This window comes from Nocardia ninae NBRC 108245 (assembly GCF_007990755.1).
GTDB lineage: Bacteria > Actinomycetota > Actinomycetes > Mycobacteriales > Mycobacteriaceae > Nocardia > Nocardia ninae.
The window spans coordinates 61,600-83,624 of record NZ_BJXA01000007.1 but is presented as its reverse complement, the minus strand read 5'-3'; the positions used below and the strand labels follow the sequence as shown (position 1 = coordinate 83,624).

Sequence of the window (22,025 nt, the reverse complement as noted above, 5' to 3'; positions counted from 1 at the left end):
GGTACGCTCACTTCGTCAAGGGCGCGGCGACACCGACGAGATCGGCGAGTGCGGCGCCCGCGGCGTATCGGTGGGTGAACTCGGATGGAGCAGAAGGTAACTGAACAGCGCGGTGGCCAGGGTCGCCAGCGCGGCGAAGAAGAGGCGCGAGGCGATCGCGAGCAGCGGTCGCCTGCTCGATCTCGATACCGTCGTCATGGCCCTGCTCCTGTGCTGTGTCGTGACTGCCACGGAGATAGTCGTGCCGAGCGCGCCGATCATTAGCAACTGAGTGGCAAATTACAGTGGTCGGCGGGTGATAGCCGGTGGGCACGCCGAGCGCATCGTCGGATTGCACAGTTGATTCGGTGCGGCGAACCAACCGGCTTGGTCCGGTGGCGGACTTTCCGCGCCGGAACCTAACTGCCGGGGGCCGGCTGGCAGCGGGGGCAGAAGTAGATGCCGCGTTCGCGGTAGGCGATGCGGTCCGACGCGGGCGCGGGATCGCCGAGCAGTGCCCTGGCGATGGGTGTGCCGCACCGTTGGCACGGGCGGTGGGTGCGACCGTAGATCAGTTCACGCCGCGGTGGTTTCCGCACCGCCTCGGTCAGCACGCGGTGTGCCTCGTGCACCAGTGCGAGCAGGTCGGGTACGTCGGCGACCGGGGTCACCGGGTGGACGCGGCGCAGGAAACAGATCTCGCTGCGGAAGACATTGCCGATGCCTGCCAGGTTCCGCTGGTCCAGCAGCGCGACGCCGATCGGCTGATCCGGATAGCGCTCCAGCCGCCGCACCGCCTCGGCCACGTCCCACTCCGGGCCGAGCAGGTCGGGGCCGAGGTGGTCGATGATCCGGTGTTCGTCGCCGACCCGCACCACCTCCACTTTGCCGAGGGAGAAGCCGACGGCCTCGACCTCCGCTGTGCGCAGCACCAGCCGCGCCGTCACCCGCGGCTTCGTCCAGCGCTGCCCGCAGTGGAAGATCCGCCAGGTGCCCTCCATCTTGAGATGGGTGTGGATGCTCACGGCCGGCGTCCGGATGAACAGGTGCTTGCCGTAGCTGCCGACGCTCTCCACCACCTGGTCCCGCAGGTCGACGGTGGCATAGCGCGGCACGCGGAAGTCGCTGCCGGTCAACGTCTTCCCCTCCAGCGCCGCACGCAGTCGCGCCGCGGCCAGGTAGACGGTGTCACCCTCGGGCATGTCGCATCCCGGGCTGCGTCATGGGCGGCTCCGGAGGCGGAGGCCGCGCGGGGTGGCGGAGAAGCCCGCTTCGCTGAGGAAGCCCGCGAAGGTGTTGCCGTGCACGGTTTCCCCGTCCACCCGGTCGATGACCAGGGAGTCGACGCGGCGGGTGTGCACGAGGTCGGCCAGGGCTCGGGCGGCGGATTGGCGGGCGTTCGGGTCCTCGGTGAAGGTGAGCAAGGTCTTGCCGCCACGCTCGAGGTAGAGCACCAGCTCGCCGTCGACGAGAACGACCAGCGCACCGGCCTTGCGACCGGGTCGATGACCGCCGTCACCGTCACCCTTCGGCCAGGTCAGCGCGGCGCCATAGGGATTGGCCGGGTCGGTGGCCGCCAGCGCGAGTGCTTTCCCGGTCTGCGGTCGGGTGTCACCGGGCCGACTGCGTTCGTTGTCGAACGATCGCAGCCGATCCACCACATCCGTGGTGGAGAACTGGGCGCCGCCGAGTGAATCGATGAAATACCCACGGCGACACCGCCCCCGGTCCTCGAACTCGGTGAGCACCCGATACATCAGCGCGAAACCGCCGGGCACGCCCTCGTTCTGCACCGAGCCGCGGGTCAGCACGCCGTACCGCTCCAGCAGCATGTCCGCCGTCGCATGGGCCCGGACCGTGTTGTCGGACACCCGCTCCGGCAGCAGCGACCAGCGCCCCGCCACCGCGGGCGGGCCCGACCGCGTCGGCATGCTCGGGCGGGGCAGATAGGCCCGCCCGCGTGGTGCCCGGCGTGGGGTCCGATGGGCGGTACTGGTCCGCGTGGTGCCCGACAGCATGGCGCGCACCGGCGCGAACGTATCGCCGGAAACCATCCCGGCCCAGACCAATTCCCATAGTGCGGACGCCACCTGAGTGTCGTCGAGCAAACCCGTGGCATCGGAGAGTTGCCGGAAGAAATAGGCGCCGCCGCCCTGTGGCACGGGGGCGAGTTTCGGGTTCGAAGCCGGTTTCCGTTCGCTCGCCGTGTCGTCCATGGCAGCCGCACCGGAACTCGGCGGGTCGAGCGGTACCGGCTCCGGCGACTCGGCCGGCGGTGTCCACGGTACGAGGGACGCACCGAGTGCCGTGAGCAACCGGAGTTGCACCTCGGACAGTTCGATGTCGTCGGGTGGTGCCAGCGTGAACGGGGCCTGGTCGGTCAGGTGAAGTGCGACCCAGCCGTCCTTGGCGGTGATCGACCCGTGGCCGGACCAGATCACCTCGCCGGTGGCCATCAGTTCGTCGAGCATGGCGGGGGAGTAGTCGCGGACCCGGGCGGGCAGCACGAGCGACTCCCAGGCCGAGGCCGGGATCGGCACGCCCGCAAGCTGTTCCACCACGGTGGCGACGCCGTCGACGCCGCGCAGTTCGCCGGTGCCGATGTGCTGCCAGGACGGGAGGAAGCGGCCGAAGGTGGCCGTCGATACCGGCTCGACCTCGTGCCTGGCGGCGGCCAGGGAGCGGCGGCGCAACCGGCGGAGCACCTGCGCGTCGCACCATTCCGAGCCTGCCGCGCCGGGCGTGAATTCGCCCTCCACGATGCGCTTTTCGGTGATCAGCCGGTGCAGTGCGGTGGCGACAACGGCGGTGCCGAGGCCGAAGCGCGCGGCCACCGCCTCGGTGCTGAACGGACCGTGCGTGCGGGCGAACCGGCCCACCAGATCACCGAGCGGATCGGCGACCGGCTCGATGAAAGCGGCGGGCGTGCCGATCGGCAGCGGCACACCCAGCGCGTCGCGCAGCCGGGACGCGTCCTCGACGGCCACCCACCAGCTGCGGCTCGCGAACGAAACCTCCAGGGCGCGACGGGCTTTCACCAGTTCGGCGAACCATGGCGCCGGGTCGTCGGTGCAGCGTTCGGCGGCCTCGCCTGCGGTGAGCGGGCCGAGCAGGCGCAGCAGGTCGGCCAGCCCTTCGGCATCGCGGGCGTGCCGTTCCGGGGTGAGCCGCTGCAGTTCCCGCTCGGTCTGCTCGAGCACCGCGGCGTCCAGCAGCTCGCGCAGTTCCACCCGGCCGAGCAGTTCGGCGAGCAGGCTCGAGTCGAGCGACAGTGCGGCGGCGCGGCGTTCGGCCAGCGGGCTGTCGCCGTCGTACATGAACTGGCCGATGTAGTCGAACAGCAGGGCGTTCGCGAACGGCGAGGGTGTTGCCGTCTCCACCTCGACCAGCCGCAGTTGGCGGCGCGCTACCCGGCTGAGCAGGTCACGCAGCGACGGCAAATCGTAGACGTCGCGCAAACATTCGCGCACCGTCTCCAGCAGGATCGGGAAGTCGGGGAACTTGCGCGCCACGTCGAGCAGCTGCGCCGACCGTTGCCGCTGCTGCCACAGCGGGGCCCGCTTGCCCGGATCGCGGCGTGGCAGCAGCAGCGCGCGCGCCGCGCACTCGCGGAAGCGGGAGGCGAAAAGCGAGGAGCCGCCGACTTGTTCGGTGACGATGTCATCGATCTCGTCGGGCTCGAAGACGAACAGTTCGGCGCCGGGTGGGTCGTCGGTGGTGTCCGGCAGCCGCACCACGATGCCGTCGTCGGAGGCGTTCGGCGCGGCGTCCACGCCGAACCGTTCGCGCAGCCGCGCCCCGATCGCCAAGGCCCACGGCGCGTGCACCGGCAGCCCGTACGGCGAGTGCAGCACCAGCCGCCAATCGCCCAGCTCGTCCCGGAACCGCTCCACCACCAGCGTTTTATCGGTGGGGAGGTGTCCGGTCGCGGTGCGTTGCTCGTCGAGCAGGGCACCGAGGTTCGCGGTCGCGAAGGCGTCCAGTCCAGCTGCCGCGGTGAGCTTGTCCAGGTTCTCCGGGTGCTGGCCGACCTTGCGCACGAACTCACCGAGCGCCCCGCCGAGTTCGGCGGGGCGGCCCAAGCCGTCGCCGTGCCAGAACGGCAGCCGCCCCGGCTGCCCGAACGCGGGCGTCACCAGTACCCGGTCGAAGGTGATCTCCTCGATCCGCCAGCTCGTCGCGCCCAGCGCGAACACGTCACCGACCCGCGACTCGTAGACCATCTCCTCGTCGAGTTCGCCCACCCGCGAGGCCTTTTCGCCGACCATGTAGACCGCGAACAGGCCACGGTCCGGGATCGCACCGCCCGAGGTCACCGCGAGCCGCTGCGCGCCGGGGCGGCCGGTGAGCGTGCCCGCATCCCGATCCCACACCAGTCGCGGCCGCAGCTCGGCGAACTCGTCCGACGGGTACCGCCCGGCCAGCAGGTCCAGCACCGACTCGTAGGCCGAGCGTGGCAGTGACGCGTAACTGCCGGTGCCGCGGACGATGTCGAACCAGGCGTCGACGTCGATCGGCTCCAGCGCGCACGCGGCCACGGTCTGCTGGGCCAGGATGTCCAGGGGGTGCGCGGGAATCTGGATCGACTCGATCTGCCCGGCGGTCATCCGCTGCGAGGCCACCGCGCAGTGGATGACATCGGTGCGGTGCTTCGGGAACAGCACGCCGCGCGAGATCTCGCCGACCTGATGCCCGGCCCGCCCGATCCGCTGCAATCCGCTCGCGACCGAGGGCGGCGCTTCCACCTGCACCACCAGATCGACCGCACCCATATCGATCCCGAGTTCCAGGCTGCTGGTCGCGACGACGCAGCGCAGCCGTCCGCTCTTCAGATCGTCCTCGATGAGCGCGCGCTGCTCCTTGCTCACCGAGCCGTGGTGCGCCCTGGCGAGCAGCGGGCTCGCACCGTGGACCACCTCGGTCGACGCCCCGAGCTGGGCAGGCGGCTTGTGCTCGGTCTCCACCGGCTCGCCGAGCCGTGCCGCATACGTTTCGTTGAGCCGCGCGGTCAGCCGCTCGGCCAGCCTGCGCGAGTTCGCGAAGACGATCGAGGACTGGTGTTCCAGCACCAGATCCACGATGGCCTCGTCCACGTGCGGCCAGATCGAGCCGGGTTGATCGGAGTCGCCGGGTTCGGTCATGTCGGCCACCGGCACCCGGACGGACAGGTCGAAGGTTTTCGGTGCGGGTGGCGAGACGACGGTGATCGGGGCGTTGCCGACCAGGAACCGGCCTACCTCGTCCGGTGGACGCACCGTGGCCGACAAGCCGATCCGTTGCGCCGGTCGCTCCGTGAGCAGATCCATCCGGGCCAGCGACAGCGCCAGATGCGAGCCACGCTTGGACCCGGCGATCGCGTGCACCTCGTCCACGATCACCGTGCCCACATTCCGCAGCGTCTCCTTGGCCGCGGAGGTGAGCATGAGGAACAGCGACTCGGGCGTGGTGATCAGAATGTCCGGCGGTGTGCGCTGCATCGCGCGACGCTCGGACGTGCTGGTATCCCCGGACCGCACGCCCACGGTGATCGCGGGCGGATCCAGTCCGAGCCGCTTCGCGGTTTGCGTCACACCCACCAGCGGCGCCCGCAGATTGCGCTCCACATCCACCGCAAGCGCCTTCAGCGGCGACACATACAGCACCGAGGTGCCTGCCCGCTCGGTCGATTTCTCGCGGGTGGCCAGCTGATCTATCGCCCACAGGAACGCCGACAACGTCTTGCCGGACCCGGTAGGCGCGATCACCAGGGTGTGCTCGCCCGCCGCGATCGCCGCCCACGCGCCCAGCTGAGCCGCCGTCGGCGCGGGGAACGCGCCGTCGAACCACTCTTGGGTCGCAGGGGAGAACTGAGCCATGGCTTCAGTGTGCACCGAGGCACCGACAAGCAAGCCAGGGTCGCGGAGAGGGAGGTGTCCTGGGCTGCGCCTGAATCGGCCGGAATACCCGCAGGTCGGCCAGCACGGGCACCTGACCGAAAGCCCTGCGAACGCCGAACAAAACTTCAATCTGGCGTGAATTCCCGGAGAGGCGGAACAGCCGTATGCGCATAGCCGTACGCTTCTCGCGTGCAAAAGGTGCTCAGACTCGACCTGGTCAGCCATGGCATGACCGAGGCGATGCGGAAGGCACGTTTTCCAGTCGACGAATCGCTGACCGAAGCCGGCCGCCGGGCCATCACCGGGTGCACTCCGCTTGCCGCGCCGCGGGTGCTGACCGGGCCCGAGCGCCGGACGGTCGAGACGGCGGCGCTGTTAGGGCTGCCCGGTGACGAGGACACCCGACTACGTGACCTCGATGCGGGGGCGTGGCGTGGCGGGGCGCTGATGTCGGTGCCCCAGGACGAGCTCTACGCGTGGCTCACCGACCCGATGTTCCGTGGCCACGGCGGTGAATCCGTGGTGGATGTGATCGAGCGGACGAGGTATTGGATGGCCGAGATCGCGTCGGAGGGGGAGTCCACCATCGCCGTCACTCATCCCGCGGTCATTCGCGCGGCCCTGCTGGTGACCCTGGACGCACCACCGAAATCGTTCTGGCGGATCGACATCCCGCCGGGCAGCGTCACCCGGCTGCACTATCGCGGCGAATGGACCTTGCACTTCACGGCGTGACCCCGCTCTTGGCGGCGAGCGGTCCCGTGCCGAGCGTGACGAGCAGTCGGACGGCATCGGTGATCAGCCTGGCTGGAATCGACGGATCGATGGCGCGCTGCATGCCGAGGCCGATGCCCATGCTCAGAATCCCTGTGGCGGCATCCTCGGCGGGCACCGGCAGTTCGATCCCCATCGTGTCGGCCAGCGTCTGCACCTGTGCCGCCACCGCGCCGCGCACCACACCGAGGCTCGACACCAGTGCCGCCTGTAATGCGGGATCGTCGCGGGAGACGGTCGCGAACTCGAATTCGAGCATGGTCCAGCCGACATCGCCGACGGTCCGCTCGGCCCACTCCTGAAACCGTTCGAGCTGTTCCTCGAAGCTGTCACCCGCCGCGAGCAGCTCGGTCACCTCGGCGAACTTGGTCGCGTGGATGAGCTCGATCACCTCGAGGCCGAGCTCTTTCTTGGTGCGGAAGTTCGAGTAGACCGCGCCCTTGGAGTAGCCGGCCTCCTCGGCCACCCGCTCCAAACTGGTGCTCGCGTAGCCGTCGGCCAGGAAGAGGTCGCGTGCCGTGGCGATCAGGTCAGCGCGGGTGCGGGCCTGGCTCTCGGACCGGGTCAGACGTGCCATGCCGTGATTCTACGTACCGTCGGATTTCGGATACCGTTGGTATTTGAGTTCTGCTAGTGTCTAGAACCATGGGTAACAACAACGGGTCGCAACGCCGCGGCCTGGCCATCGGCTGTGGTGGCACGCTCGGCGCGGCCTGGATCGTCGCGGCGCTGGCCGCGGTCCGGGACGCGCTCGACTGGGATCCCCGCGAGGCCGATGTGCTGATCGGGACCTCCGCGGGTGCGGAGTACGTGACTATGCTCGGCAGCGGCGTCTCGGTGGATGAGCTGGTCGCCATGCAGGAGGGCACCTCCGCGAATCCGATTCTGTTGGCGCACATGCGGTCAGGTCCGGGGCGGTTTCCGCCGATTCCGCGCCTGCGACTGGGTTCGGTGCGACTTCCGATGCGCCGCGCCGACTCCGGGCAAGCACTGCTCACCGCGGGTAGCGGACTGATGCCGGTCGGCGGAGGTGACGCGAGCTGGCTGCAGCAGCTCGCCGAGCGGCTGAACCCTGGCCGTTCCTGGGTACCGCATCCGGCGACCTGGTTGGTGAGCATGGATTACGCGACGGGAGAACGGGTTCCGTTCGGGGCGCCCGACGCACCGACCGCGCCGCTCGAAGCGGCGTTGCGCGCTTCGTGGGCGGTACCCGGCTGGTTGCCGCCGGTACCCATCGCCGGACGCCGCTTCATCGACGGTGGGGCGGGTTCGACGGCCTCGGTGGACCTGCTGATTCCGCAGCAGCTGGACGAGGTAGTCGTGCTCGCCCCGATGGCCTCGACTGGGAAACTTCCCGCGACCAGTGCCGGGCACTTCTTCGAACGGCAGCTGCGAAACCGGATGAGCGCCAAACTCGATGCCGAGATCGCCCAGCTGCAAGCCGCCGGAACCAAGGTCCTGCGCTTGGACGCCACCGCCGACGATCTCGCGGTGATGGGCCCCAACTTCATGGACGGCCGCCGCCGCATCGACACCTTCCAGCACACCCTGCGCCGCACCCGCCGTGCGCTCGAACAAGGAGCCTTCGCATGAGAATTCTCGGTCACGGTTACCCCGACTTCGACCTGAAGGGCGCCCGCGTCCTCATCACCGGCGCCGGCCGCGGCATCGGTCAGTCCACCGCGGAACTGTTCGCGGCCAAGGGATCCGAGGTGGTGATCGCCGACGTCGACACCGTCGCCGCCGAAACCGCCGCGGCCGCGATCGGCGCGCAGGCGTACGAGCTCGATGTGCGCTCACGCGGCCAGTGGGACAAGGTGATCGCCGACCTCGGTCGTGTCGACGTCCTGGTCAACAATGCCGGGGTCATGCCGGCCGGCCCGTTCCTCGACGAGCCGGACGTGGTCGGCCAGGCCACCATCGACATCAATGTCTGGGGTCTCATCCACGGCATGCGCGCCGTCGCCCCCGGCATGATCGAGCGCGGCCACGGCCACATCGTCAACGTGGCCTCGCTGGCGGGCAAGATCCCCGTCGCGGGCCTCGCCGTCTACAACGCGAGCAAGTTCGCCGCCGTAGGCCTCTCCGCCGCAACACGTTTGGAGTTCGCCCCGCAGGGCGTCAGCGTCAGCTGCGTCATGCCGTCGGCCGTGCGCACCCGCCTCTCCTCCGGCCTCACCCTCGGCCACGGCATGCCCACCGTCGACCCCGAAGACGTCGCCGCCGCCATCGCGCGCACCGTTGCCACCCGCAAGGCCGAAGTAGCCGTCCCCAACTACCTCGCCCCCATCGACCTGGCCCTGGCCGCCGCCCCCGAACGCGCCGTCCGCCTCGTCCGCCGCCTCTTCGACGGCGACCGCGCCCTGCACCCCGCCGACGAAAAGACCCGCGCCGCATACGAAGAGCAGGTCCGCTCCATCAGCTGAGTTCGACCACGCACGAAAAGTGGCCCCGGAGAGCAACTCCGGGGCCACCCATACTCCCTGATTCAGTCGCCTTCTTTCGCCGCCGTCTCAGTAGCCCGCTTCCGTTGCCATTCTTCGAATCCCGCGATGTAGGCGCGGTGTTCCTCGGCCACCGGCCCGCTGGGCGGGATGCGGTACCACCACCAGTTCAGTCCGTCTTTGACGCGCCGTCCTTTCCAAGCGACCCAGCGGTCAGTGTTGTCCACGGTGAACGAGGTGTAGAGGCGGTCGTATTCGGCGAGCCAACTATCCACTGCTGGACGAATGCCGTCGCTCAACTCCGGCAGCAGGCTTTCGATTGCGTCACGGATTCCCAGCAGGTAGGTGAGGTCGCCGATCTTCCTGGCGTTCCAGGCATCCAGCGAGCGGGTTGCGTTGATCTCCATGTCCAGGACGCCGCTCGCCCACGGCAGCAGCAGCCAATCGAACGATCGTGCCGGGAAGCTGGGGCGCTCATATTCGATCGACTCCAGTTCGCGCAGGGTCTCGTCGCTGACCGTGCTGAAAGCCTCGAAACCGGGAAGCCCACCCGCGATAATTGCAAAGGGAGGACCGACAGGCAGAGCCTCCCGGACGACGAGTCCTGCAATCGCTTCGTCGCGATTGTTGACGTACTTGCCGTGCCGAACCGGAAGGTTGAAAATCGACAGGACCTCGCAGATTGCGGCGTACTCTTCCGGAGTGATCGGTATGCGGCCCTTCACAAGTCCGGCGACGAGCCCCTCGGTGAGCAGGCCCCATTCGCCTCCCATGAGAAGCTCACGATCCCACTTTTGCTGGTGGGCGGGCCGTCGATCGGACAGCCGATCCAACAGGTCAGCGAGTCGATCATGCAATTCCATCCCTTTTCGGGCCACCGTGGAGTCCTCCGTCTTTGCTGACCTACAGCAGATGATATTCATCTCTGTCAAATTCTATCGAAGTGGTTGGGGTACACCATTTTCGTCGTTACGCATGACGTCTTGGCCATCTATGGGTATAGCAGTGATTATGTGTCCCGTCTCGTTGACAATTACGTGGATTCGGACACCGTGACGTACTCCCTCAACGAGCCAGGTCTCCGTGTCCTCTTGCCAGGTCGGTTCGGAGTCTGGATTTCGTGCAATATCTTCAACGGCCTCGGGGATCTGGAAACTGAGATCGTTCGTGCCCTCTGGATCGCCCCAGCTCTTCGGAAAGACAGTTTTGCCTGCGATCTTGCTGTCGAAGCCGTGCCCGCCCTGGCCGGGCCTGTTGGGATCGCCTCGTAGGATGTGCACCAGATCGCTCTGGGTGAGCCTGTCGACGCTTTGCGGAACACGGTCCCAATCCGGATTGGCATCGCCGTTCTCCTTCGTTCGGGGGATGTCATCCCATCTGTTCGGAGTGCGACGAGGAGGTGATTGCCACGTGGGTGCGGTCTCGGTCTCGGGCCGTGCACCCCACGCCTCGCCCTGCTCCTGCTCGATCAGGCGGCGCTGTTCCTCCTCGTGCCGCCGCTGTTCCTCTTCGTATGCTGCCCAGTCGTCTTCAGGCGTACCGTCAGCCCGCGGCAGGCTCGGGCCCGCCTGTTCATTCTCATTGCCCTGGATCTCCGGTGTCGAGGGTCCGGGGAATTCCCCTTGCCCGTCGGTCTTTCCGGGCTCGACCGGGAAGAATTCGCCCGGAACCGGGACCTCTCCTGGTGTTTTGGTGTCGGGCAACGGGGAAGGTATCGGCACGATTACGGGAGCGCCGGTACTCGGTGCTCCGGTGTCACCACCCGGGTTGGGGATCTCGGAACCGCCTGGGATCTCCGGAAATTCGGGCTGGTCCGGCAGGCCGGGGATCTCGGAACCGCCTGGGATGACGGGGAGATCAGGGTTATCCGGGAGGCTGGGGATCTCGGGGACATCGGGATAGGGCGGTCTGATGGTGAGTGGCGGATTGGTGTTGGGATTGCGGGGCGCCGGCGGCGGCACCACCGGTACCGAGGGCTCGTCCTTGAGGAGGTTGTACAGACCTCGGCCGCCCTGGATCACCGGGCGAACTCCCTTGAGTGGAGGGAGGACCAGAGCGAAGAAATTCTCCACCTCGTCGGTGGTTGCAATAGCGCGGCCCGGATCGAGCGTTCCGGTGTCGGTCACGACCAACTCGCCTTTGTGATAGCGAAAGTTGACGTATGCACCTGAGGCCGGGTCGAGAATGCTGGTGAGATTCCCGTTCTTGTCATAGATGGCCGTGTAAGTGTTCTGTTTGCCGTCGGGACCGTTGATGATGAGATGGCGAGACAGGTTGGCGTCCGGCGAATTCGGATTGACCGGCTGGGACTCGATCGAGGTGCCGTCGCCGGTGTCGACGGCTGTGGTTCCACCGGGCGTTTGCAGCACGCGGGGGTCTTTCGCGGGAACCGGCAGGTTCATCGGCTTGACATCGCCGGTCTCCGGATCGACGTAGCTGTACTGCCGCGGCTCGGGCACGGCGGGCAGAATCCGGGGCCCCTCTTGGTAATACGGCGGATCGGTCGGCGTCAGTGCTGGATCGACGGACGTGATCGCAGGAGGCAGGTTCGCCACCTCCGGAATGGTCGGCCTCGGCGGTGGCGGCCCCTCCGGGTTGGCTACCGTGCCCGGTTTGGGGATACGGTTGCCGTGTTCATCCAGATCCGTGAACGCCTGCGGATCGACAATCGGCTTTGCCTGCTGCACACCGTGATTCGGCGAGACTTGCTGCTGGACGGCGTTCATCATGCTCTGCACGTCGAAGATTCGCGCGACGGCGCGCGCGGCGCTGTCGGGTGTCATGTCGTGGAAGTCGACGAGCCGGCCGGACTCGTCGGGGGTTTTCGATCCACTATCGAGGCCAGGTATCAGCGCGGTGAGCCAGTTAGCGTGTTCACGCACCCAGGACAGATCCATCATGCACCGCCTGTTCTGCAACGTGACGCGAACATCGCCATGCCAAACCACCTCATGTACTGGTCGATTGAGAGACCCCATCGAACTCGGCAGATTCGGGCCGCTATCGGCTGTGGCCGACGCTTCCCGAAACGCGAAAAGCCCCGACCCGGAACGGGATCGAGGCTGCGAAGGTGCGCTACAGGAGCTACCTGGCGGACCGTGGTTCGAAATCAATTGGGGTGAAGGAATTCCCGGAGAACCCGGGAGAGGACGCAACTATGGCGCTGAGTAAAGCTTCACGCAACTCTGTTGCGATGTCAACCCCTGGCTCGGAACTAGATGGAACACGCAGGTGGTGACGAGAAATTAGTGCGCACAACGACTGTGGGCCCCACCTCATGGAAGGCGGGGCCCACAATCGCTAGGAATGGGTCAGCAGCTGGTGGGGGCGGGGTCGCCGCGGAAGCGGGCTTCCACGTAGTTCCAGGCGTCGGCGAAGCCGGCTACGGCGGTGGTCATGTGTTCGGCGATCTCGTAGGTGTGGAAATCGACGGGGGCGCCTGCTTTGCAGTAGCGGTCGGCGACCTCGGCGACGGGTGGGTAGAAGGTGAGTTCGTCGAAGCGGCCCTGCCACAGGAAGGTGGGCACGGTGGGAATACCGTCGAAGTGGCGCAAGCTGTTCTCGCGCAGTACTTCTCGGGCTACCTGGCTGTCCATCAGGCTCTTCGACGCGGCCATCTGTTCGGCGTTGCGGAAGGCGCCGTGGAAGAGCAGGAACCTGCGGCACGCGTCATGGGTGAATTCGCGGAACCAGAGACCGTTTTCGTTGAGTTGGTCCGAGATCGGCAGCTTCTCCGGGTATTCGCGCTCGAGGCCCATGGCGGCGGCGAAAGCCAAGCCGAAGCCGGGGTGCGGGGCGAAGCCGAGCGACAGCGCCATCTCCTCGAGGTCGGCGGGGATGCCGCCTGCGACGGCGGCCGCGAGCTTCAGATCGGGGGCGTAGGTCGGCTGTAGTGCGGCGGCCCAGGCGGTGGCCATGCCGCCGCCTGAGTAGCCGGCCAGCGCGACCGGCGAATCGCCGAGACCGAGCTCGGCCACCTTCTGCACGGCCCGGACGCTGTCCAGCGTCATCATGCCGCTGAGCCTGGCCGCCCCGTAGGCGGAGGTGGGGCCGAGGTAGTCGGGCAGCGACACCGCCCAGCCGCGACCGATCGGCAGCATGGCGCCGACGGCGTCCTGGAGTTCGCCGTTGAACAGCGACCGCGACGGGTTGCACTGGGTGCCAAGGGAATTGATCAGCGCCTGGTAGGAGACGAGCGGCGGGTTCTTGACGCCGTTCGGCAGCAGGACGGTGGTGACTCCCATGACCGGCTTGTTCATCGAATTGGTGGACCGGAACGCGACCTGCCATCCCGTGGTGCCCACGTACGGGCCGGTGTCGATCTTGCGGACGCGGACGACGTCGCCCGGTCGCAGCGCCGCCAGCTCGGCAGGCGGGGCATAGAACACATCCGGATCCGGTGTGGGATAGAGCGGTTGGGCGCTGGCGGGTAGGCCGAGCAGGCCGACCGAGACGACGCTCAACAACAGGATCGCGATCCTGAACGGGACTCTGTGCACGGTTTTCCTTCGAATTCTCGGCCGTGACCGACTCGCCGACCCCGACAACGCCTCGGCAACTCGGACGGACCACCACTGCATGGGAAAGCGCGGCGAACGTCGTCGTTCGCCAGGCCGACGGATAGCAATAACCCACAGCCGAACCGAAGGTCGGACCGGCACACCACCTTTCGGCTCAACGACTACAGGCGGCCGCGGTCAGCGGCACCATCCGCAGCGAACGTAGCGCTAAGCATGCCGTCGCGCGTAACCGGGTCCGGCATATTGGACAATTCACAACGCGCTACCTGTGCATTTGACCAAGCTCACTGCCGACCGCAAGCGCTGAACCGCCTGTAATAGCAGGTCGCTCTCGCTAGGCGTCCTTGGCGCGTACCGCATGGTCCGTAGAGCGGGACATGACGAGGCCGCCACTCGATGTTTGCCGCCGCTATGTCCCGCTCGCCGGAACACTCCGATTCGGCGTCCGGTGGTGGAGGTCACAGCAAACCTCACATCGTGCATAGTGTGTGCCCATTCACAAGCAGTGAAATTGCGCAGTCTGCTCAACTTTATCGACGCCTATTGTTCATTTCGCGCTTCGAAGGCAGGCTATCGGCATCAAGTGCTCAACTAGGGAGGCGCCCGATCGGCGCCGACCGGACGGGTGGATGTATGACCGAGCTCGCCGATCACGATCTGATTCCGGCGCCTTATGACCTTGCCGACCGCTACCGGGTCGGCGCAGGCACCGTTGTCCTCACCGGGGTCCAAGCGATCGCGCGTCAATTGGTGGAGCAGCACGTGCGCGACCTGCGCGCCGGGCGCCGGGTCGGCACGTTCGTGTCGGGCTATCAGGGCAGTCCGCTCGGCGGCGTGGACAAGATGCTGGCCGGGATGCCCGACGTGCTTGCCGAGCACGATATTTCGTTCGTCCCAGGCCTGAACGAGGAACTCGCCGCTACCTCGGTGTGGGGGAGCCAGGCCGATCTGCCCAAGGGCGCCGCCACGCACGACGGCGTCGTCGGCGTCTGGTACGGCAAGGGCCCCGGCCTGGACCGCGCGACGGACGCGCTGCGGCACGCGAACATGTACGGGGCCAACGCCAACGGCGGGGTGCTGCTGCTGGTCGGCGACGACCCGGCCTCGAAGTCCTCGACCGTGCCCGCCGTCAGCGAGCGCTCGCTGGCCGCCATGAACATCCCGGTCCTGTTCCCGCGCAACGCCCGCGAGATCATCACGATGGGGCTGCACGGCGTCGCGCTGTCGCGGGCCTCGGGTTGCCTTGTCGCGCTGAAGATCGTGGCCGATGTCGCCGACGGCGCCTGGTCGGTCGACGGCGACGCGGGCGACATCGACATCATCGTGCCCGAGATCACCTGGGAGGGCAGGCTCTTCCGCTACCTCCAGCGCCCGATGGCGGCGCCGACGGACAGCGTGATCGCCGAGGCGGATCTGTACGGCCCGCGCTGGGAAGTGGTCAAGGCGTACAGCACGCTCAACGACCTCGACGTCATCGAGCTGAACCCGCCGCACGCCACCATCGGAATCGCGGCCACCGGAACGACTTTCGACGCCGTCCGGCAGGCCCTGATCGACCTCGGCGTGGACGATGACACACTGATGCGCGCCGGTGTCCGGCTGCTGCGGATCGGCATGCCGTTTCCCATTGCGCCCGAACGCGTCCGGCAGTTCGCGAAGGGCCTCACCCGCCTGGTGGTCGTCGAAGACAAGACGGCCTTCATCGAGACCCAGATCCGGGAGATCCTCTACGGCACGGCCGACGCGCCGGAGATCATCGGCAAGCGCGACGCCGCCGGTCGCCCGTTGTTCAGCCAGGACGGTGAACTCACCACCGGCCGGATCACCAAGCCGCTCAGCCGGGCCCTCAACGGCTTTCTGGAGATGAAACGGCCGCTGCCCCAGCCACTGTCGCTGGCGGTGCTGCCCGCGAAGCGCGCCGCCTATTTCTGCAGCGGGTGCCCGCACAACCGTTCCACCGCCGTGCCGGAGGGTTCGCTGGCTGGTGGCGGCATCGGCTGCCACACCATGGTGACCATGTCGGGCCGGGAGGACAGCCAGGTCACCGGCCTCACTCAGATGGGTGGCGAGGGCGCGCAGTGGATCGGCCAGGCGCCGTTCACCGATGTGCCGCACCTGTTCCAGAACATCGGTGACGGAACGTATTTCCACTCCGGGCAGCTCGCCGTGCAGGCGTGCGTCGCCGCCGGCGTGAACATCACCTACAAGCTGCTCTACAACGACGTCGTCGCGATGACCGGTGCGCAGGACGCCGAAGGCGCGCTCGCGGTGCCGAAGCTGACGCACAAGCTCACCACCGAGGGCGTCGCGCAGATCATCATCTGCGCCGACGAGCCGAAGAAGTACCGCAAGCGCGATCTGGCCCCCGGCACCAAGCTGTGGCACCGGGATCGGCTCGACGAGGCCCAGCGCACGCTGCGCGAGGTCCCGGGCGTCACCGTGCTCATCTACGACCAGCATTGCGCCGCCGACGCGCGCCGCCAGCGCAAGCGCGGCACCCTGCCGGTCCGCACGACCCGGGTCGTCATCAACGAGGCGGTGTGCGAGGGCTGCGGCGACTGCGGCGTCAAGAGCAACTGCCTGTCGGTGCAGCCGGTGGACACCGAGTTCGGCCGCAAGACCCGGATCGATCAGACCTCCTGCAACACCGACTACAGCTGCCTGGACGGTGACTGCCCGTCCTTCGTCACGGTCGAGCTGCCGGATCCGGCAAAGGCCAAGAAGCGCAAGGTGATGCAGCGCCCTGCACCGCCGGTGCTGCCCGACCTGCCGGTGTCCGCGCCGACGACTACGCAGAACGTTTTCCTGGCGGGCATCGGCGGCACCGGCATCGTCACGGTGAACCAGGTGCTGGCCACCGCCGCGCTGCGGGCGGGCTACGAGGTGGCGAGCCTGGACCAGATCGGCCTGAGCCAGAAGGCCGGACCGGTCGTCTCGCACCTGCGGTTCGCCACCGGCGAACTGGAGCCCGCGAACCGGCTCACCCCGGGTTCGGCGGACTGCATCGTCGCCTTCGACCTGCTCACCGCCACCGACAACAAGAATCTGGCCTACGGCTCGAAGGCGCACACCCTGTCGGTCGCGTCCACCAGCAAGACCCCGACCGGGGACATGGTGTACGACAAGTCCGTTCAGTACCCGGAGACCCCCGCGCTGCTGACCCGGCTCGAGCAGGCCTCGCGCGAGGTGCGCTCCTTCGACGCGCTCGGTGCCGCCGAGGTGCTGTTCGGCAATACCGCCGCCGCCAACTTCCTCATGGTCGGCGCCGCCTATCAACTCGGCGGCCTGCGGCTGCCCGCGGCGGCGATCGAGGAGGCCATCGAGATCAACGGTGTCGCGGTGAACGCCAACATCGCTGCGTTCCGCTGGGGCCGGGTCGCGGTCGCCCAGCCGGACGACTTCGCTGCGGCTGTCGGCCGTACCCAGCCGAAGAAGGCCGAAATCCAGGTTCCGGCAGATCTTTTCGACGGCCTCACCGCGACGGGCGAGACCAAGCGGCTCGTCGAACTGCGTGCCGCGGAGCTGATCGGCTTCCAGGGCCTTCGGGTCGCCCGCGACTATGTGCGTACCGTGCAACACATTTGGGACGCACAGCTGCGGGTCACCGGGCGTACCGAGTTCAGCGAAGAGGCGGCCAAGGGGCTGTACAAGTTCACCGCCTACAAGGACGAGTACGAGGTGGCCCGCCGCCTCACCGACCCGGCCTTCCTGGACGAGGTCGCGGGTCAGCTGCCCGAAGGCGCGAACCTCACCTACAAGCTGCACCCGCCGGTGCTGCGGGCGATGGGCCGCAAGAAGAAGATCGGCATCGGGCCGCGCGGGCACTTCACGCTGAAGGTGCTGGCCAAGGGAAAGCGGTTGCGCGGCACCAAGTTCGATCCGTTCGGTTACGCCCATGTCCGCCGGGTCGAGCGCACCCTGCTCGCCCACTACACCGAGATGGTGACGACCCTCGCGGACACGCTCGACGAGGCGGGCTACGACCGCGCGGTCCAGGCCGCGGCCCTTGCCGACACCGTGCGTGGCTACGAGGACATCAAGCTCGCGAACGTGGAGCTCTACCGAAACAGCCTGCGCGACCTCGGCATCGAGCCGCCGCAGGTGTAGCCCACCGGCGTGGTCTGGGCAGTAGACCGCGCGCCTGGTCGAGCGTATAGGCCACGCTCCCGGGCACATGGGAAGCGGCCCGCAACCTCTGGTTGCGGGCCGCTTCTTTTTGCGCAGGTAGTGCGGGGTTGCAAAAGTATTGGCTCGGAATGGAACCGATCGGGCGTTCGCCGCGTCCAAGGAAGGTAACGAGGAAAGAGAGGAGTGATCGGCGGTCCCGGGATCAGCGGGCCGTAGCAGACCATGGCGGGGATTCGGAGGGGATCCGCAGCTTCATCGGCTGACCGACATGGCTCGATGAGACCGCACCGCACCGGGTGCGGAATCCAGGATCAGGTGCGCCGGCGGTGCACCCATCGAAGTAGTGGGGGGTTTCCATGAACGCTGTGCAACTGCGCCGGGACACCGAAGAAGTGACCAGGTCCAACGCGTTCGTCCATCCGAGTCTGCGCGAATATATGGACCCGAAGAACGGGCCGTGCGGGACACTGTTCGCATCGTCGTTCCGGCTCGAGTACGCCGACTATGACCAACTCGCCGCACGCAGGGACGTCGACGGCGCTCCGATCGTGCTGCCGGTCAACACCGAGCATCAGGCCGAAAGTCTGCGGTCGATCCGGGCGGCCCATGCCATGGGCCTCATCGTCGCGGTCACCAACGATGTCACCGGTCACGCGACCTATTTCGCGATTCGGGCCGGCGCCAACTTCGTGATCAACATCGCGATAGCCGTGGAACGACAAGCCGAGATCCTCCGTGCGCATCTGATCGACCAACAGAGTTCGCCCGACAAGCCGAGCCCGCCGGTGTTCGGCACCGTGCCGAACCGGGGTGCGAACAACCCGCGGCAGGAGTCCACCCGTGCGCGTGCGGTCACCCCGGCCGTCGGACGCGTGCCACGGGCGAGCGCGACCGACCGGCGAGCCGAGCTGGACGAATTCGATACCCACCTGCTGCGAATGCTGCGCACGTCGATGACCGTCGCCGAGATCGCCAGGCACAACTACCTTTCGGAGCGGTCGATGTACCGGCGCATTCGCGCGCTGTACAACACCCTCGGCGTGCGCAACCGCGCCGAACTGGCGGAGCGCCGCGATGCCGTCCGCCCACCGATGACCGTGCTGCGCAGCTGAACGACGGCTTCGGTACGCGGCACCGTGCCATGAACCGCTCCGGGCTCGGAGGCTACGAACTCTACGAGACCAGCCGACTCGAGGAGCGATATGGCCACCACCGCAGCATGTTACGGGTCGGACACATGTCCGAAAGACAAACCATCCCTGTGGACTGTCAGTGCCACCGAACTGTCCAGGATGCGCCGGGGCTTCATCGGCTGGTTCGTCGTCCTCGGGCCCACCGCGATCACCGTTCCGCTGTATCCGATGTCGTTGGCCTCGCCGGAGGGACGAGCCGGCCATACCTGGACGGTGTTCCGCGATGTCGCACTGGAGGGGTGGGGGATTCTCATTCCGATGATGACCGCCCTGTTGGCGGCGCTCTCGGTGCGGGCCGATCTGGACGCCAGGCGGCTGCTGTTCTCCTACGCGGTGCCGCGCACCAGGTTCCTGCTCGGTAAGTATTTCGCGCTGGCCGTGCTGTCGGCGGTGTCGACGACCCTGCTCGGGGTGCTGCTGTGTTGCGGTGCGGCATTGCACGGCAGGCTCGGCAGTGGCTACGCCACGATCGCTGCCGCCTGCTTCCTGCCGTGGCTGGCCGGATTGGGCTGTACCGCAGTGACTCTGGTTATCTCGATGACGTGGGGCCTTGGTCCCACCATCGCGGTCGGTGTTCTCGGCATGATGAGCGGAATGCTCATCGCGGACAAGAGTTGGTGGATGGCAGTGCCGTTCGCCTGGCCGATGCGCGTCATCCTGCCGTTGGCCGGGATCGGGCCCAATGGTGTTCCACTGCCCGAAGGCAGTCCCATCAGAGACCGCGGCATCATACTGCCCGCCATCGCGCTGTCGATCGGGCTCGCGGCGCTGGTGCTCGCGGCTGGCTCGATGCACCTGCGGCGCAAGGAGATCTGAGCATGTACGCACTGGAAGTGGCACGGCTGCACAAGCACTACGGCAAGCATCGGGCGCTCGACGGTGTCGACCTGTCGGTCCGCTCGGGGGAGGTCTACGGGCTGCTCGGCCCGAACGGTGCGGGGAAATCCACCGTGCTCAAGACCGTCCTCGGCTTGCAGCGGCCGAGCAAGGGCAGTATCAAGCTCTTCGGACAACCCTTCGACCGTAGTCAGCTCGTGGCTGTCGGGGCGTTGATCGAGACGCCCGGGTTATGGCCACAGTTGGATGCGTCGGCGCACCTGCGTATTCACGCGAAGTTGCGCGGTGTGCCAGCGGCGTGGATCGACGACGCCCTGGCCGCCTTGCGATTGACCGAGGTCCGCAACCGCAAGGTGTGCGCGCTCTCGCTCGGTATGCGCTGGCGGCTAGGCATCGCCATCGCGCTGCTGGCCCGGCCGAAGTTGCTGCTGCTCGATGAACCGACGAACGGCCTCGATCCCGTGGGCATCCGGGAGATGCGGGGGATCATCCGTTCTCTCGCCGCCGACGGCACCACGATCCTGCTCTCCAGCCACCAGCTGTCGGAGATCGCCCAGGTATGCGACCGGGTCGCGGTGCTGGTCGCAGGTAAGACACGCTACGAAGGCACCCTGCACGGGCTCGCGGGCGACGGTGACATCGAGGAGGGCTTTTTTCGCATCCTCGATGCCGATGGCTCGCGAATCCGCTGAAATGCGATCCGGGTTGAACCGTTCGGTGCCTGCCCGCTACACACCAGGGTGTGGAGACCGACGAAGCGCTGCTGGCCGCGGTGGCCAGGGGGGACCAGGCGGGCCTGCGTGCGCTCTACGAGCGGCACGCGCCCGCGATGCTGCGGGTGGTGCGCCGGATGACGGCGCAGAGCGGCGTCGCCGAGGAGATCCTGCAGGAGACCTGGCTGGCTGTCTGGCGGTCGGCGGGCAGCTTCCGCGGCGAGTCGTCCGCGCGCAGCTGGCTGTTCGGTGTCGCCAAACGCCAAGCGCACAATCAGCTGCGAAAGTCCGTGCTCGCCACGGTCGATCTCGACGACACCCCGGAGATCTCCGATGAGACCGGCACCGTCGAGGACGTCGTCCTCGCCAACGCCGCCCGGGCCGAGCTGGCCGCGGCCATTCGCGACCTACCCGAGCATCTGCGCGATGTGCTGCTGCTCATCCTCGTCGATGACCTGGCCTACCCGGACGTCGCGGCGATCCTCGACATTCCGGTCGGCACGGTGAAGAGCCGAATGTCGCACGCGCGCAAGCGGCTCGCGCTTGCGCTGGCCGGGACCACCGCCGACCTGTCCACCGGAAACGGAGGCGAGAAATGAATCCGCTCGGGCCCCACCTCGCGGACGACCAGCTGGTCGGCCGGCGAGACGATGCCACCCGCCTGCACCTGGGTGCTTGCGCCGACTGTCGTGCCCGCGCCGAGAGTTGGCAGCACCTGGCAGCTGCGGCGCGGCAGGTTTCCGCGGAACTGGAGGGAACCATCCGCACACCCTCCTTCGACAGATTGCTCGGCGACGCCGTCGGAATGCCCTGGGCCACAGCGGAAGTAGCCGCACGACCAGATTGGCGGGGATCGCTCCTGGTCGCCGCTGCGCTGGTGCGAACCCAGCTGCAGTTGTTGCCGCGAGCACTGGTTCCGCTGAGCGTGCTCGGGTTCGTGTGCTGCTTGCTCTTGGCGGTATTCACCAAGCAAAGTGCCACTGCGCCAACGGTGTTCGGGCTCGGGGTCACGCTGTTGTTCCAGCTCGGTACGTTGGCGGCCTGCCTGCCCCGGGCCGACCCGCGGCTGGAGTTGTTCAGCACGTTGCCGATTCCGCCCGCGGTGGTGTTCGCGTGCCGGCTTGCGGTGATCCTCATCGCCGACACCGCGCTGGCGCTGCTCGCCTCGATGCTGGCGAGCGAGTTCGGTGCGGCGGCCGACTTTCCCACCATGGTCGCGGGCTGGCTCGGCCCGGCGATGTTCGCCTCGGCGGTCGGGATCGTGTGTGCTGTCTGGCGTTCCGCGCAGGTAGGGGCGGTAGCGGGCGGCGTGATGTGGCTGCTCGGCGCCGCGGCGTCCTCGGCGACCGGTCCGGTGCAGCGGATCGGTGCGTTGCTCGAACCGCTGTGGTCCACTTCGTTGGCGACCTTGCTGATCGCCGCGCTGCTGCTCGTCGTCGCGGTGGTCGGGATGAGCAGGCCGCGGTACAGCGCGGTGGCCGGATGAACCGGCCCGTACGGAATCGCCACCGCCGTGCAGTGAATCCGATTTGGCGGTACGAAATGCGGCGTTGCGGTCGGG

The 22,025-nt window shown here is 67.5% G+C and carries 16 protein-coding genes; 9 read left to right on the top strand and 7 right to left on the bottom strand.

Annotated features, from left to right (window positions below; translation table 11 throughout):
* Positions 1-15 precede the first annotated feature (15 nt).
* The 3 genes from NN4_RS07890 to NN4_RS07880 form a co-directional block, all read right to left on the bottom strand.
* Positions 16-198 carry a hypothetical protein gene (locus tag NN4_RS07890; protein WP_147129301.1) on the bottom strand — a complete coding sequence of 61 codons (183 nt, stop codon included), beginning with the start codon at positions 196-198 and terminating at the stop codon, positions 16-18.
* Between the two features lie 200 nt (positions 199-398).
* Positions 399-1,181 (bottom strand): DNA-formamidopyrimidine glycosylase family protein, encoded by a 783-nt coding sequence (locus NN4_RS07885; protein ID WP_147129300.1) that lies wholly within the window; start codon positions 1,179-1,181, stop codon positions 399-401.
* An 18-nt stretch (positions 1,182-1,199) separates the two neighbouring features.
* A complete protein-coding gene (locus NN4_RS07880) occupies positions 1,200-5,834 on the bottom strand; it encodes an ATP-dependent helicase (RefSeq protein ID WP_147129299.1) in 4,635 nt (1,544 codons plus the stop codon).
* Between the two features lie 210 nt (positions 5,835-6,044).
* Here NN4_RS07880 and NN4_RS07875 point away from each other — a divergent pair, with 210 nt between their 5' ends.
* Entirely contained in the window at positions 6,045-6,590 is a 546-nt protein-coding gene (locus tag NN4_RS07875) for a histidine phosphatase family protein (RefSeq protein ID WP_135234975.1), read from the top strand.
* Here the strand turns inward: NN4_RS07875 and NN4_RS07870 are convergent.
* Complete coding sequence (locus NN4_RS07870; RefSeq protein ID WP_147129298.1) at positions 6,580-7,206, bottom strand: TetR/AcrR family transcriptional regulator; 627 nt, start codon at positions 7,204-7,206, stop codon at positions 6,580-6,582. The two genes, NN4_RS07875 and NN4_RS07870, sit on opposite strands and share 11 nt — an antisense overlap.
* A gap of 68 nt (positions 7,207-7,274) precedes the next feature.
* On the opposite strand from NN4_RS07870, the gene NN4_RS07865 reads away from it, so the two are divergent.
* Both NN4_RS07865 and NN4_RS07860 read left to right on the top strand, forming a co-directional pair.
* Positions 7,275-8,222, top strand: a complete 948-nt coding sequence (locus NN4_RS07865) for a patatin-like phospholipase family protein (protein ID WP_147129297.1) — start codon at positions 7,275-7,277, stop codon at positions 8,220-8,222.
* Complete coding sequence (locus tag NN4_RS07860; protein WP_147129296.1) at positions 8,219-9,055, top strand: SDR family oxidoreductase; 837 nt, start codon at positions 8,219-8,221, stop codon at positions 9,053-9,055. Before NN4_RS07865 ends, NN4_RS07860 begins: the two co-directional genes overlap by 4 nt.
* Before the next feature lie 62 nt (positions 9,056-9,117).
* On the opposite strand, the gene NN4_RS07855 is transcribed toward NN4_RS07860, so the two are convergent.
* The 3 genes from NN4_RS07855 to NN4_RS07845 form a co-directional block, all read right to left on the bottom strand.
* Positions 9,118-9,936, bottom strand: a complete 819-nt coding sequence (locus tag NN4_RS07855) for a hypothetical protein (protein ID WP_147129295.1) — start codon at positions 9,934-9,936, stop codon at positions 9,118-9,120.
* Between the two features lie 72 nt (positions 9,937-10,008).
* On the bottom strand, positions 10,009-11,973 hold the full coding sequence (locus tag NN4_RS07850) for a hypothetical protein (protein WP_186818320.1): 1,965 nt from the start codon (positions 11,971-11,973) through the stop codon (positions 10,009-10,011).
* Between the two features lie 411 nt (positions 11,974-12,384).
* The gene (locus tag NN4_RS07845; RefSeq protein WP_415842797.1) at positions 12,385-13,551 is read right to left on the bottom strand and encodes a lipase family protein; all 1,167 of its coding nucleotides are present in this window, start codon (positions 13,549-13,551) and stop codon (positions 12,385-12,387) included.
* 675 nt (positions 13,552-14,226) lie between these two features.
* Here NN4_RS07845 and NN4_RS07840 point away from each other — a divergent pair.
* From NN4_RS07840 to NN4_RS07815, 6 genes are all read left to right on the top strand, one after another.
* Positions 14,227-17,700, top strand: coding sequence for an indolepyruvate ferredoxin oxidoreductase family protein (locus tag NN4_RS07840; RefSeq protein ID WP_147129292.1), 3,474 nt, complete (start codon positions 14,227-14,229; stop codon positions 17,698-17,700).
* Between the two features lie 377 nt (positions 17,701-18,077).
* On the top strand, positions 18,078-18,833 hold the full coding sequence (locus NN4_RS07835) for a helix-turn-helix transcriptional regulator (protein WP_147129291.1): 756 nt from the start codon (positions 18,078-18,080) through the stop codon (positions 18,831-18,833).
* 180 nt (positions 18,834-19,013) lie between these two features.
* Positions 19,014-19,730, top strand: a complete 717-nt coding sequence (locus NN4_RS07830; RefSeq protein WP_246180766.1) for a lantibiotic immunity ABC transporter MutE/EpiE family permease subunit — start codon at positions 19,014-19,016, stop codon at positions 19,728-19,730.
* A 2-nt stretch (positions 19,731-19,732) separates the two neighbouring features.
* Positions 19,733-20,443 (top strand): ABC transporter ATP-binding protein, encoded by a 711-nt coding sequence (locus NN4_RS07825; protein WP_147129289.1) that lies wholly within the window; start codon positions 19,733-19,735, stop codon positions 20,441-20,443.
* Between the two features lie 50 nt (positions 20,444-20,493).
* Complete coding sequence (locus NN4_RS07820) at positions 20,494-21,063, top strand: RNA polymerase sigma factor (protein WP_147129288.1); 570 nt, start codon at positions 20,494-20,496, stop codon at positions 21,061-21,063.
* Positions 21,060-21,950 (top strand): hypothetical protein, encoded by an 891-nt coding sequence (locus NN4_RS07815; protein WP_147129287.1) that lies wholly within the window; start codon positions 21,060-21,062, stop codon positions 21,948-21,950. The genes NN4_RS07820 and NN4_RS07815 overlap by 4 nt, the downstream gene beginning before the upstream one ends.
* Positions 21,951-22,025 lie beyond the last annotated feature (75 nt).

Excerpts from the sequence above, each read along its gene's own strand:
- NN4_RS07890 (WP_147129301.1), bottom strand. The coding sequence starts at position 198 with ATGACGACGGTATCGAGATCGAGCAGGCGACCGCTGCTCGCGATCGCC.
- NN4_RS07885 (WP_147129300.1), bottom strand. The coding sequence starts at position 1,181 with ATGCCCGAGGGTGACACCGTCTACCTGGCCGCGGCGCGACTGCGTGCG.
- NN4_RS07880 (WP_147129299.1), bottom strand. The coding sequence starts at position 5,834 with ATGGCTCAGTTCTCCCCTGCGACCCAAGAGTGGTTCGACGGCGCGTTC.
- NN4_RS07870 (WP_147129298.1), bottom strand. The coding sequence starts at position 7,206 with ATGGCACGTCTGACCCGGTCCGAGAGCCAGGCCCGCACCCGCGCTGAC.
- NN4_RS07865 (WP_147129297.1), top strand. The coding sequence starts at position 7,275 with ATGGGTAACAACAACGGGTCGCAACGCCGCGGCCTGGCCATCGGCTGT.
- NN4_RS07860 (WP_147129296.1), top strand. The coding sequence starts at position 8,219 with ATGAGAATTCTCGGTCACGGTTACCCCGACTTCGACCTGAAGGGCGCC.
- NN4_RS07855 (WP_147129295.1), bottom strand. The coding sequence starts at position 9,936 with ATGGAATTGCATGATCGACTCGCTGACCTGTTGGATCGGCTGTCCGAT.
- NN4_RS07850 (WP_186818320.1), bottom strand. The coding sequence starts at position 11,973 with ATGATGGATCTGTCCTGGGTGCGTGAACACGCTAACTGGCTCACCGCG.
- NN4_RS07840 (WP_147129292.1), top strand. The coding sequence starts at position 14,227 with ATGACCGAGCTCGCCGATCACGATCTGATTCCGGCGCCTTATGACCTT.
- NN4_RS07835 (WP_147129291.1), top strand. The coding sequence starts at position 18,078 with ATGAACGCTGTGCAACTGCGCCGGGACACCGAAGAAGTGACCAGGTCC.
- NN4_RS07830 (WP_246180766.1), top strand. The coding sequence starts at position 19,014 with ATGCGCCGGGGCTTCATCGGCTGGTTCGTCGTCCTCGGGCCCACCGCG.
- NN4_RS07825 (WP_147129289.1), top strand. The coding sequence starts at position 19,733 with ATGTACGCACTGGAAGTGGCACGGCTGCACAAGCACTACGGCAAGCAT.
- NN4_RS07815 (WP_147129287.1), top strand. The coding sequence starts at position 21,060 with ATGAATCCGCTCGGGCCCCACCTCGCGGACGACCAGCTGGTCGGCCGG.